This window comes from Delftia sp. WSY_22 (genome assembly GCF_043104185.1).
Taxonomy (GTDB): Bacteria; Pseudomonadota; Gammaproteobacteria; order Burkholderiales; family Burkholderiaceae_C; genus Comamonas; species Comamonas tsuruhatensis.
Window position 1 is genome coordinate 81,908 of sequence record NZ_JBICKN010000044.1, and the last position, 11,141, is coordinate 93,048.

Genomic DNA, 11,141 nt, shown 5'->3' on the forward strand with positions numbered 1-11,141 from the left:
GATGTACACCATGAATCGCTGCAAGCCCCATTTCTCTGCCGTCCGCCGCCTGTGCGCCGGCGCCCTGCTCGCCGGCCTGGCCTGCGCCAGCCTGGGCGCGGCCGCGCAGGGCCTGCCCTCCAACGAGACACGCAACTTCCCGCCGCAGGCCCAGTTCGGCGAGCTGGTTGTGACCGCGCAGTTTCCCGTGGTCGAAATCGACGGCAAGACCATTCGCACCAGCCCGGGCTTTCGCCTGTTCAGCCCCGAGCGCACGCTGGTGCAGGCCATCAACTACCAGGGCAGCAAGCTCGTGGTGGGCTATGTGATCGAGCCGCAGACGCAGTGGCTGCACCAGGCCTGGATCCTGACCAAGGCCGAGGCCGACAAGCACTACAAGCCCAAGTCGATGCTGCACCGCTTCTTCAACTGAGGCCGGCGCACACCGCACGCACACGATGGATGCGGCCCGCAGCTTGCGGGGCGCAGCGGCTCGGGCCAGGGAGCACAGCGCCCGCCCTGGCCCGGCCATCTTCTTTTTTTGCGGACCGCCGCTTGCAGTGCGGCGGCTGCCTGACGGAACCCCACCATGTCCAAGAAAGTCTTTATCAAAACCTTCGGCTGCCAGATGAACGAGTACGACTCGGACAAGATGGCCGATGTGCTGGGCGCAGCCCAGGGCTACGAGTCCACCGACGACCCGGAGCAGGCCGACCTGATCCTGTTCAACACCTGCTCGGTGCGCGAGAAGGCGCAGGAGAAGGTGTTCAGCGACCTGGGCCGCTACAAGCACCTGAAGGAACGCGGCGTGCTCATCGGCGTGGGCGGCTGCGTGGCCAGCCAGGAGGGCGAGGAAATCATCAAGCGCGCGCCCTATGTGGACGTGGTCTTCGGCCCGCAGACCCTGCACCGCCTGCCCGAGCTGCTCAATGCACGCGCCGCCAGGCACAAGCCCCAGGTCGATATCAGCTTTCCCGAGATCGAGAAATTCGACCACCTGCCACCGGCGCGCGTGGAAGGCTCCTCGGCCTTTGTCTCCATCATGGAAGGCTGCTCCAAGTACTGCAGCTACTGCGTCGTGCCCTATACGCGCGGCGAGGAAGTCAGCCGCCCGTTCGAGGACGTGCTGGTCGAGGTCGCGGGCCTGGCCGACCAGGGCGTGAAGGAGGTCACGCTGCTGGGCCAGAACGTGAACGCCTACCTGGGCAAGATGGGTGACACGGCCGAGATCGCCGACTTTGCCCTGCTGCTGGAATACGTGTCCGAGATCCCCGGCATCGAGCGCATCCGCTACACCACCAGCCATCCCAACGAATTCACGCCGCGCCTGATCGAGGCCTACGCTCGGCTGCCCAAGCTGGTCAGCCACCTGCACCTGCCCGTGCAGCACGGCAGCGACAAGATACTCATGGCCATGAAGCGCGGCTACACGGCCATGGAATACAAGAGCACCATCCGCAAGCTGCGTGCCATCCGGCCCGAGATGGCCATGAGCAGCGACTTCATCGTGGGCTTCCCCGGCGAGACCGAGGAAGACTTCCAGAAGATGATGAAGCTCATCCACGACGTGCGCTTCGACAACAGCTTCAGCTTCATCTTCAGCCCCCGCCCCGGCACGCCGGCCGCCAACCTGCACGACGACACGCCCCACGAGGTCAAGCTGCGCCGCCTGCAGGAGCTGCAGGCCGTGATCAACAACAACATCAAGGACATCAGCGACGAGCGCGTGGGCACGGTGCAGCGCCTGCTGGTGGAAGGACTGTCCAAGCGCGATGGCAGCGAACTCATGGGCCGCACCGAGTGCAACCGCGTGGTCAACTTCCCGGGCAACGACCGCCTGATCGGCCAGATGATCGATGTGAAGATCACCGAGGCACGCACCTTCACGCTGCGCGGCGAGGTCGTGGTGCGCCACTGATCCCAACCCGATCCCGGCGGCCCCGGTGGCCCAGCGACCTCTGGCGTAACGAAAGCCCGGCAATGCCGGGCTTTTTGCGTGTAACAGGACGTGAAAACATCCCGGCCACACTGGCCTGGCGCGGGCCGGCCCGCTAGCATCGCGGGTTGCCGCCCTGAGGTCTGTCGGCCTGCATGGCTTTTCCAGCTTCGCTTGCTTGCTATCGATTCCATGAACACCTCCCAGCCCGCCAACGCCCAGGCCATCCTTGAGGGCGAAGCCCTGCATGCCTTCATGGACCAGGCGCACGACCTGCTGCAACAGGAAGATGAAACCAGCCCCATCGCCCCGGCCGAACGCCAGGCGGCCGTCATGGAGCTGCTCTCGCAGCAGCGCTTCGCGCCGGCCACGGTGAGCGAACTGGAGCGTCTGCACGATCTCTGGCTCGACCTGGAACGGCCCGAGACCGCCAACGCCCTGCTGCGCGAGCACCGCGATGCCACGCTGCAGCACCTGCAGGGTGACAACCACCTGCTGGCCACGGCCAGCCTGGCGCTCAGCGACATCCAGAGCCGGCTGCGCTTTGACCGCGAAGGCGGCGTGGCCCTGCTCGCGCCTGCCGCCGATCTCATGGGCCGGCTGCCGCACACCGGCGAGCCCTATCGCTACTGGAATGGCTGGCACTACCTGGCCCGCGAGGCCCAGGCCTGGGAACTGGCCGAGCAAGGCGTGGACCTGCAGCGCAACCACGAGCGCAGCGACCCCGACGGCGAGGCATCCCCCGCGCGCCGCGACGCGCGTGCCAGCCTGCGCAAGGCCGAGCTGGCCCGCCTGCGCGGCGACGTGCCGGCCACCGTGCGCCATGTGCAGGCCGCCACGGCGCAGTTGGCCCTGGCAGACGCCGACCAGAACGTGGACTTCGACGACTGGCTGCACCTTGCGCGCGAAGTGCTGCCGCTGGCCCCGCAAAGCGTTCCGGCCGTGCTGATGGCGGCGCAGCAGCACCTGGCCCGCACGGAAAGCCCCGCCGCATCGCAGGCGGTGCGCGCGCACCGCAAGGTCCATGAGGCACGGCTGCAGGCCATGGCCTGCCATGCCATGGGCCAGCCAGAGGCCGCGCTGCAGCTGGCCGAGCTGGGCCGCTTCGGCCTGGTGGACGACTCCGACGACGCCTTCAGCGGCCTGGTGCTGCAATGGCTGCAAGAGGCGGGCCGCCTGGCCGATGCGGCGGACCTGGCGCTGGAGAGCGTGCTGCACAGCCGCCCCGGATCGGCCCGCCAGGGCTATGAGCTGGCACTGCGCATGGTGGACAGCGACACCGCCCACGCCCCCGCCTGGGCGCTGATCCTGGCCTGGGCGGGACTGGATTCCGACATGCAGGAGATCCTGGAAGACAGCCCGGCTGCTGCGCGCAGCGCCGACGACTACCTGGCCCTGGCGCGTGCCCAGGCGCCCGGCCATCCGCTGCTGGACATGATCGACGGCTGGCGCCTGGCCAGGAACCACCAATGGGAACAGGCCCTGCCGCTGCTCGAGCGCGGCGTGGGCGAGCAGCCCCGGCACGCCAACTCCGAGCTGCTGCCCATGCTCTGGGCCGCGCGCTTTGCCGCGCTGCCGGCCGCACAGGCGCTGCAGCGGCCCTTTCCCCAGGGCTTCGGCGCCCACTGGTGCTATGCGGCGGGCGTGACGCTGGATGACGAGGACGACCTGGCCGCCCTCATGGGCGAAGGCCGGCAGGTGCCGGGCGACGAGGTGCGCGAGCCGCTGGTGCAGCGCTACTACGAAGAGGGCCTGGCCCGCTTCGAGGCCTTCTGGGCCAGCGGCCAGGGCAGGTACAAGGACGCGCACCTGCACGTCTACTCCATGCTCTGCAACAACCTTGCCATCAAGTACCGCTCGCAGCAGCGCTATGAAGAGGCTGCAGCCCTGCACCACAAGGGACTGTCCAGCAGCCCCTTCGCCGAGCACCATGACGGCCTGCTGTGGTGTGCCATCCGCCGTGATGACCGACCCGGCATCGTCACGGCGGCCGAGCAGCTGTGGCACTTCACCCAGGACTACGGCTACAGCCGCCACTGCCCCACCGACTACTTCCCCAGCGTGGCGCTGGCGCTCTACCAGCTCGGCCGCGCGGGCGAGATCGGCATCTGGCTGGAACGCCTGGACCAGTGGTTCGAGGAACTGGACGCAGACGAGCAGCGCGAACAGCGGCGCGACTACCTGGCGGCCCTGATGTCCCTGCTCGACTTCTTCTCCGAAAGCCATGGCGACGTGGTGCGCCCCCGCCTGGAGGCCCTGCTGCCCGAAGTGCGCGCCCTGGGCGAGTGCTACACGCTGCGCCGCCTGGCCTGCGCCATGGAAAGCTGCGGCCCCATCGATCAGGCCGTGGCCCTGCACCGCGAGGCCATCGCCAAGCTCACCCCCGATGACAGCGAGGCCGAGCACAAGATGGCCAGGGACGGCCTCCAGCGCTGCCTCAAGCTGCACTCGGACAGCAAGCCCTGGTGGAAGCTGTGGTGAACCCGGGAGCCGCCGCGGCAGCCAGCGCCTACCGCCCGCGCGACGTGGTCAATGCGCCGGACATCAAGCAGCACATACGTGAGCGCAGCGCGGCGCGCGGCGACAGTCAGGAGATCGCGGCCTGGCTGGCCAACCACTTCTACCGCCACGTGATCGGCAACCTCGACGCCGATCCGCCGGCCGTTCAGCCCATCTCCACGCAGGCCGAACTGCTGCGCCTGCACAGGCGCACCGAGCCTGCCGCCTGGGCGCTGGAGCGCCTGCGCGCGCATGCGGCCCGCCAGCCACCGCCACATGAAAGCCCTGCGGCCGGCGCCAGCGCACCGCTGTGGTGGGTGGAGCCTGACAGCGCCCCGCTGCTGGCGCTGGAAAGCCGGCTGCTGGAGTTCCTGTCCACCCGGCGCGGCACGGCGCTTCAGGGCAAGCTGCAGCGCATCAACTGCCCGCAGGCCCTGGCGCGCTGGACGCTGGAGCACCTGGCCTTCGCCAGAAAAAGCGAAAGCGGCTGGGCCGAGCACCGACCCGGCGCCGTGCGCCCGCTGCTGCGCGGCCAGCTGGGTGTCTTCGTCGAATTCGATGCCCAAAGCCCGGACCTGCGCGCCGAAATGGCCTATGAAAGCCAGATGATGCGGCACTGCCTGGGCCAGTTCAGCGCGCGCGGCGCGCTGCGCGGCGGCTACGGCGAGCACTACGCCGAAGCCTGCGAGCAGGGCCAGCTGCGCCTGTTCAGCTACCGCACGGGCACGGCCCAGCCGCGCATCACCGTCAGCGCCCAGGTGCTTGACGGCGGGCGGCTGCGCATCGACCAGATCAAGGGCAAGCAGAACCGCCCGCCGATTGCGCGCTACCTGGCCGACGTGCTGGCCCTGCTCAACCACCTCGATGCCGATGGCGAGGCGCCAGCGGATGCCCTGGCCATGGGCATCGTGCGCCGTCCGGCGCATCTGCTGGCCTCGGGCCACACCGGCGCCTGGTGCGCGGCCAGCGAGCTGCACACCGAAGCCGAGCAATTGTGGCTGCTCCAGGCCCACCCGGCGCTGCTGGAGCAGCTGGATATCCGGTCGCCCCTGATGCAATGGCTGGTCGCGGCACGCCGCGACACCGTGCCCGTGCCCGCCTTCGAGCGCATGCCGCGCAGCGCGGCCCTGCAGCAGTCGCTGGAGCTGGCGCGGCGCCGGGCAGGATCGCCGGGCAGGACAGGAAATCCGCGATGAACGCCTTCACTCTTGTTGTGCTGTCTGCATTGGTCTGGTGGGCAGTGCGCGCCGGCCTGCGCCGCAGGCGTGCGGCGCGCCAGCGCGGCGACTTCAGCAGCTACCGCAGCGGCGATGCGGCGCTGGACTGGGCCCTGGCCCTGGCCCATCCCATGGCCTTTCACGCCATCCAGGGCGGCTTTGCAGACCGGCAGCTCCATGGTGCCGACGACGCCCTGACCACCCAGCTGCGCCCCATGGTGCTGCACCACCTGGGCCTGCGCACCGACCTGGACGATGCCCAGATCGCACGCCAGTTGCCCGACGGCCTGCGCCAGCGCTGGTTCACGCTGGACCTGCAGCGCCTGCAGGCCGGCGACGATCCCCATGCCGCCATGGCCTTTGCCTGCGCGCGCGTGGCCTTCCACGTGCGATGTGCCTGGCTGCTGGGCTGGCTGGACGAGGCCCTGCACCAGCAGATCCTTCACCTGAACGCATGCCGCGCGCGGGATTGCTTTGACAGCTGGCAGGCCTTCGGCCAGGCCTATGCGCGGGGCCGCAGCCAATGGCTGGCCCGTGGCCGGGCCGACGTGCTGGGCCGCAGCGTGACGCCCGAGGAGGTGCAGCAATGGGTGGCCGATCCGCGCCATCCCTGGCATGCCATGCCCTGGCAGCCGCAGGCGGTGCGGTGACGGCTGCCAGGTGGCCCGGCCCTCAGCCTTCGCCGTGCACCTTGGCGAAGGTCAGGATCACCTCCCGCACCAACTGGCGTTGCGGCGCGGGCAGCCTCAGAAAGGCGTCGAAGGTTTCGCGTTCAAGATAGCCCACGCCCGGTTCCTGGCATTCGTGCTGAGGCGGCAGTGACCGCTGGGCAGGGTCGCCAAAGCGCAGCACTTCGGGCTCGATCCTGAGCAGCTCGGCCAGCAGCACCAGCTTGTCCTGCTCGGGCACGGCCTCGCCGTTGAGCCAGCGCGCAACCGCCTGGAACGAAATCGGCCGACCCCAGTAACTGGAATTGAACAGATTCAGCAGCACGCTGGGCCGCGGCTCCAGACCCGCAGCCTCGATGGCCTGGCGCAGGCGCTGTGCGAATTCGAGCTTGTTATCCATTCCGAAACCCTGGATTTCTATGGAGCTCTCATTGGACCATCGATTCAAGAGCCGGCGCCAAGCCCGGCGCCTTGCCTGGCAGGCGCTCAGGCGAAGATGCTGCGCGCCTCGGTGAAGCGCCTGGCGAAATAGGGGTTGTCCATGCGCACGCGCTGCACCGTGCCGCCGCTGGACGGCGCATGCACGAACTGGCCGTTGCCCACAAAGATGCCCATGTGCGAATAGCGCGAGCCCAGGGTGTTGAAGAACACGAAGTCGCCGCGCTGCAGGCTGCGGCTGCCCACGGGATTGCTGAACTGCGCCCACTGGGCCGTGGTGCGCGGCAGGCGGCTTTCGGTAATGCCGCCCACAGCCCACTGGATCAGGCCGCTGCAGTCGAAACCGCCGTCGGGCGAATTGCCGCCGTAGGTATACGGCGTGTTGACCACGAGCATGGTGCGCGCCAGCAGGGCCTCGCGCAACTCGCCATCCAGGTTCAGGGCCTGCGGCGAAGGAGCAGGCCCGGGACCCGCGCCCTTGCGGGGAGCAGACGAGCAGCCGGCCAGCAGCGCAGCCGCCGCCAGCAGGCCCCAGTCACGGCGAGACAGCCGCGATGCAGTCACGCGGGAAGCCGCAAGGGAAGTCGAAACGCCAGCCTTCATGGCGCCGCATGTTCTCACAAAGCCCCGCAGCGGCCAAAGAAAAGCCGCAGGCTGTGCTGCGGCTTGACTGTCCATCGGCGGGGCCCGGCCCGCTCAGAACGGCAGCTTGGGCATGCCGCCGCCACCGCCCATCATTCCCTTCATGGCCTTCATGCCGCCCATGCGCTTCATCATCTTCATGAGGCCGCCGCCCTTCATCTTCTTCATCATCTCCTGCATCTGCTCGAACTCCTTGAGCAGGCGGTTGACTTCCTGGACCTGCACGCCCGCGCCGTCGGCAATGCGCTTCTTGCGCGTGGCCTTGATGATCTCGGGCTTCTTGCGCTCCTTGGCAGTCATGGAACAGATGATGCCTTCCTTGCGGCGGATCTCGCGCTCGGCCTTGTCCATGTCCACCTGGCCGGCCTTGGCGGTGAGCTGTGCCGGCAGCTTGTCCATGAGGTTGGACAGGCCGCCCATCTGCTTCATCTGCTGGATCTGGGCCAGGAAGTCGTTGAGGTCGAAGCCGTCACCGCTCTTGACCTTCTCGGCCAGCTTCTGGGCGGCCTCCATGTCCACGCCCTTGGTGACCTGCTCGACCAGGGCCACGATGTCGCCCATGCCCAGCACGCGCTGCGCGTGGCGGTCGGCGTCGAAGACTTCCAGGCCGTCGATCTTCTCGGACACGCCGGCGAACTTGATGGGCGCGCCCGTGATCTGGCGCACCGACAGCGCCGCGCCGCCGCGCGAGTCACCATCGAGCTTGGTGAGCACGATGCCGGTCAGGGGCAGGGCCTCCTTGAAGGCCTTGGCCGTGTTGATCGCATCCTGGCCCTGCATGGCATCGACGACGAACAGGGTCTCGACCGGCTTGAGCGTGGCGTGCAGATCCTTGATCTCAGCCATCAGCAGCTCGTCGATGGCCAGGCGGCCGGCCGTATCGACCAGCAGCACGTCAAAGAAGTGGCGCTTGGCGTAGTCCAGCGCGGCCACGGCAATGTCGTGGGGCTTCTGGTCTGGCGTGGAGGGGAACCACTCGGCGCCAGCCTGGCCGGTCACGGTCTTGAGCTGCTCGATGGCGGCCGGGCGGTACACGTCGCCCGACACGGTCAGCACCTTTTTCTTGCGCTTTTCAATCAAGTGCTTGGCCAGCTTGGCCGTGGTCGTGGTCTTGCCGGCGCCCTGCAGGCCGGCCATGAGGATGACGGCAGGCGGCTGGGCGTTGAGATTGATGTCGGCCACGCCCTCGCCCATGGTGGCGGCCAGTTCCTTGTTGACGATGGACACCAGCAGCTGGCCGGGCTGCAGGGAGCCCAGCACCTCCTGGCCCAGCGCCTTTTCCTTGACGCGCGCAACGAAGTCGCGCACCACGGGCAGGGCCACGTCGGCCTCGAGCAGGGCCATGCGCACTTCGCGCAGCATGTCCTGTACGTTGGATTCGGTGATGCGGGCCTGGCCGCGCATCTCCTTGACGAGTCGCGAAAGTTTGTCGGTCAGAGCGGAGGCCATAAGCGGGGAGGAACTGGAGTCGTCGGAAAGGAAAAGGTGTGCTGCAGCGAGCCAGCCGGGGCCAGGTTGCCGAATGGGGCCAGGCGGGGCCGGGTCGCGGCACGGACCCTGCAGATCCCGACGATTCTACCCGCTGCCCCTGCAGGGGTAAGTACCGGCCTTCCCTGCCGCGCAGCGGGCACCGGCCGGCAGTAACATCCACACTGTTTTCATAGATTATGGCTATCGCCCTGTGCAGTGCCGGCTTGCTACCGCCTAGGAGTCTTCATGCCCGATACGCCGTATGGCCAGTTCCTGGACCGTGTGCCCGACGGTTTTCTTCTGTTTGACGAGCAGGGCTGCCTGCTCGATGCCAATGCCCATGCCTGCGCCAGCCTGGGCCATCACAAGGCCGCCATGCTGGGGCTGGGCATCATGGACGTGTGGCCCGACGCGGACGGACTGAGGCGCGGTCCCTGGCAGGACATGGCCGTGGACAGCCAGGCCCATCTCTGCGGCCGACTGATCCGCCGCGACGGCACCAGCTTCCCCGCCGAGCTCCATATCTATTGCCAGTCGCTGTCGGGCAGGCGGCTTTTCTTCACCACCTGGCACGAGCTCAGCGAGCGCACCGGCCAGGACGAGCCGATCGGCCAGCCCGATGCGCAGCTGGCGCCGCTCCTGCGAAAAAGCACCGGGCCGTGGCAGGATTCGACGCGCCTGCTGGAAGCCGTGATGCACGAAACGCCCGACCTGGTCTTCGCCAAGGACCGGCAGGGCCGCTACACCTTCGTCAACCCCGCCGCCGCGCGCTTTTCCGGGCGCACGCCCGAAGACATCGTGGGCAAGACCGACCAGGAACTGTTCCCCGACAGCAGCTTCACCCACAGCGACCGCCGGGTGCTGGACAGCGACGCCCCCGTGGTGTCGGAGGATCATTTGCTGGTCAACGGGCAGCGCCGCCTCTTCCAGTCCACCAAAATTCCTTACCGCAATGACGAGGGCCGGACCGTGGGCGTGCTGGGCATTGCGCGCGACATCACCCTCATGCGCCAGACCGAGTCCCAGCTGCAAAAAAGCTACGACGTGCTGCGCCAGGCCGAACAGCTGGCGCGCCTGGGCAGCTGGACATGGGAGCTGGACACCGAGCACTTCCAGGCCTCGGAGATGATGTATGTGATGAACGGCCTGGACCCCCAGGGTCCGCCGCTGACGCGCCATGCCCTGCGCGCCATGCTCGGACCGCAGGATCTTGCCCGGCTCACCGCTGCCGTGCAGTTGTGCATCGGCACCGGCCAGTCCTACAGCCTCGATGTCGTGCACCACTGCCCGGACGGACGGAGGTTCGCGGCCCGCCTCATGGGCCGCGCCCTGCGCGACGAGCAAGGCCGCATCGTCGCGCTCAGCGGCACGCTGCAGGACCTGTCCGAACGCGAGGACGCACGCATGCGCCTCGAAGCCCTGGCCGACAACCTGCCCAGCGGCGCCATCTACCGTCTGGAAGGCGGCCTGGCGCAACTGCGGCTCAGCTACATCAGTGCCGGCATAGAGAACCTGATCGGCGTGCCGGCCCACGCCATCATGGCCGACCGTCAGGCCTACCTGAATGCCATCCATCCCGAGGACCTGCCGCATTACCAGCAGATGCTGCAGTGCTCGGTCGATACGCTGCGGGTCTTCGACTGCCGCTTCCGCGTGATCAGGCCCGATGGTGAGGTCCGCTGGCTGCGCTGCCGATCGGCCCCCCGGAGCAGCCACGAGGGCATGGTCTGGGACGGCATCATGCTGGACATCACCCGCGAGCGCGAGGCCGAGCAGGCGCTGCAGCAGGCCAAGGAGGCCGCAGAAGCGGCCGAACGGGCCAAGTCGGATTTCCTGGCCATCATGAGCCACGAAATCCGCACCCCCATGAACACCGTCATCGGCATGACGCGCCTGGTACAGCAGACCGCGCTGACATCACGCCAGCGCGGCTACCTGGAGAAGGTGGAGCGCTCGGCCAGCGCCCTGCTGGCCGTGATCAACGACGTCCTCGACTTTTCCAAGATAGAGGCGGGCATGCTGGCGCTGGAGGAAGTGGATTTCGCCCTTGACGATGTGCTGGAGACCGTCTCGGCCTCCACGGCGCTGCGCGCAGAGGAAAAGGGACTGGAAGTGGTCTATGCGCTGGACCCGCACCTGCCGCCCCGGTTGCGCGGCGACCCGCTGCGCCTGGGCCAGGTGCTGACCAACCTGGTCGGCAATGCCATCAAGTTCACCGAGCATGGCGAGGTGGTGATCTCCCTGCATCTGGAGCCGCCGCTGGCGTGCGCGCCGGTGGAGGCCGGCGCGCAC

The 11,141-nt window shown here is 68.1% G+C and carries 9 protein-coding genes; 6 read left to right on the plus strand and 3 right to left on the minus strand.

Annotation, left to right across the window (positions count from 1 at the left end):
* Positions 1-10: 10 nt before the first annotated feature.
* The 5 genes from ACF8NF_RS21395 to ACF8NF_RS21415 all read left to right on the plus strand — a co-directional run bounded on the left by ACF8NF_RS21395 (position 11) and on the right by ACF8NF_RS21415 (position 6,281).
* Positions 11-412: a hypothetical protein gene (locus ACF8NF_RS21395; protein WP_016447986.1), complete on the plus strand. Its 402-nt coding sequence runs from the start codon at positions 11-13 to the stop codon at positions 410-412.
* Positions 413-568: 156 nt separating this feature from the next.
* Entirely contained in the window at positions 569-1,897 is a 1,329-nt protein-coding gene (miaB, locus tag ACF8NF_RS21400) for a tRNA (N6-isopentenyl adenosine(37)-C2)-methylthiotransferase MiaB (RefSeq protein ID WP_203399951.1), read from the plus strand.
* A gap of 210 nt (positions 1,898-2,107) precedes the next feature.
* Positions 2,108-4,396 carry a hypothetical protein gene (locus tag ACF8NF_RS21405; protein WP_392451235.1) on the plus strand — a complete coding sequence of 763 codons (2,289 nt, stop codon included), beginning with the start codon at positions 2,108-2,110 and terminating at the stop codon, positions 4,394-4,396.
* The gene (locus tag ACF8NF_RS21410) at positions 4,393-5,610 is read left to right on the plus strand and encodes a hypothetical protein (RefSeq protein WP_392451236.1); all 1,218 of its coding nucleotides are present in this window, start codon (positions 4,393-4,395) and stop codon (positions 5,608-5,610) included. The genes ACF8NF_RS21405 and ACF8NF_RS21410 overlap by 4 nt, the downstream gene beginning before the upstream one ends.
* Complete coding sequence (locus ACF8NF_RS21415; protein WP_016453151.1) at positions 5,607-6,281, plus strand: DUF1266 domain-containing protein; 675 nt, start codon at positions 5,607-5,609, stop codon at positions 6,279-6,281. The genes ACF8NF_RS21410 and ACF8NF_RS21415 overlap by 4 nt, the downstream gene beginning before the upstream one ends.
* Before the next feature lie 22 nt (positions 6,282-6,303).
* Here ACF8NF_RS21415 and ACF8NF_RS21420 read toward each other — a convergent pair whose 3' ends face one another.
* The 3 genes from ACF8NF_RS21420 to ffh all read right to left on the minus strand — a co-directional run bounded on the left by ACF8NF_RS21420 (position 6,304) and on the right by ffh (position 8,828).
* The gene (locus tag ACF8NF_RS21420) at positions 6,304-6,699 is read right to left on the minus strand and encodes a helix-turn-helix domain-containing protein (RefSeq protein ID WP_203399952.1); all 396 of its coding nucleotides are present in this window, start codon (positions 6,697-6,699) and stop codon (positions 6,304-6,306) included.
* An 86-nt stretch (positions 6,700-6,785) separates the two neighbouring features.
* The gene (locus tag ACF8NF_RS21425) at positions 6,786-7,340 is read right to left on the minus strand and encodes a C40 family peptidase (RefSeq protein ID WP_016447992.1); all 555 of its coding nucleotides are present in this window, start codon (positions 7,338-7,340) and stop codon (positions 6,786-6,788) included.
* 93 nt (positions 7,341-7,433) lie between these two features.
* A complete protein-coding gene (ffh, locus tag ACF8NF_RS21430; RefSeq protein WP_016447993.1) occupies positions 7,434-8,828 on the minus strand; it encodes a signal recognition particle protein in 1,395 nt (464 codons plus the stop codon).
* Positions 8,829-9,095: 267 nt separating this feature from the next.
* On the opposite strand from ffh, the gene ACF8NF_RS21435 reads away from it, so the two are divergent.
* Positions 9,096-11,141 (plus strand): PAS domain-containing protein (locus ACF8NF_RS21435; protein ID WP_392451237.1); only part of this gene is annotated, 2,046 nt, incomplete at its 3' end.

Excerpts from the sequence above, each read along its gene's own strand:
- ACF8NF_RS21395 (WP_016447986.1), top strand. The coding sequence starts at position 11 with ATGAATCGCTGCAAGCCCCATTTCTCTGCCGTCCGCCGCCTGTGCGCC.
- miaB (WP_203399951.1), top strand. The coding sequence starts at position 569 with ATGTCCAAGAAAGTCTTTATCAAAACCTTCGGCTGCCAGATGAACGAG.
- ACF8NF_RS21405 (WP_392451235.1), top strand. The coding sequence starts at position 2,108 with ATGAACACCTCCCAGCCCGCCAACGCCCAGGCCATCCTTGAGGGCGAA.
- ACF8NF_RS21415 (WP_016453151.1), top strand. The coding sequence starts at position 5,607 with ATGAACGCCTTCACTCTTGTTGTGCTGTCTGCATTGGTCTGGTGGGCA.
- ACF8NF_RS21420 (WP_203399952.1), bottom strand. The coding sequence starts at position 6,699 with ATGGATAACAAGCTCGAATTCGCACAGCGCCTGCGCCAGGCCATCGAG.
- ACF8NF_RS21425 (WP_016447992.1), bottom strand. The coding sequence starts at position 7,340 with ATGAAGGCTGGCGTTTCGACTTCCCTTGCGGCTTCCCGCGTGACTGCA.
- ffh (WP_016447993.1), bottom strand. The coding sequence starts at position 8,828 with ATGGCCTCCGCTCTGACCGACAAACTTTCGCGACTCGTCAAGGAGATG.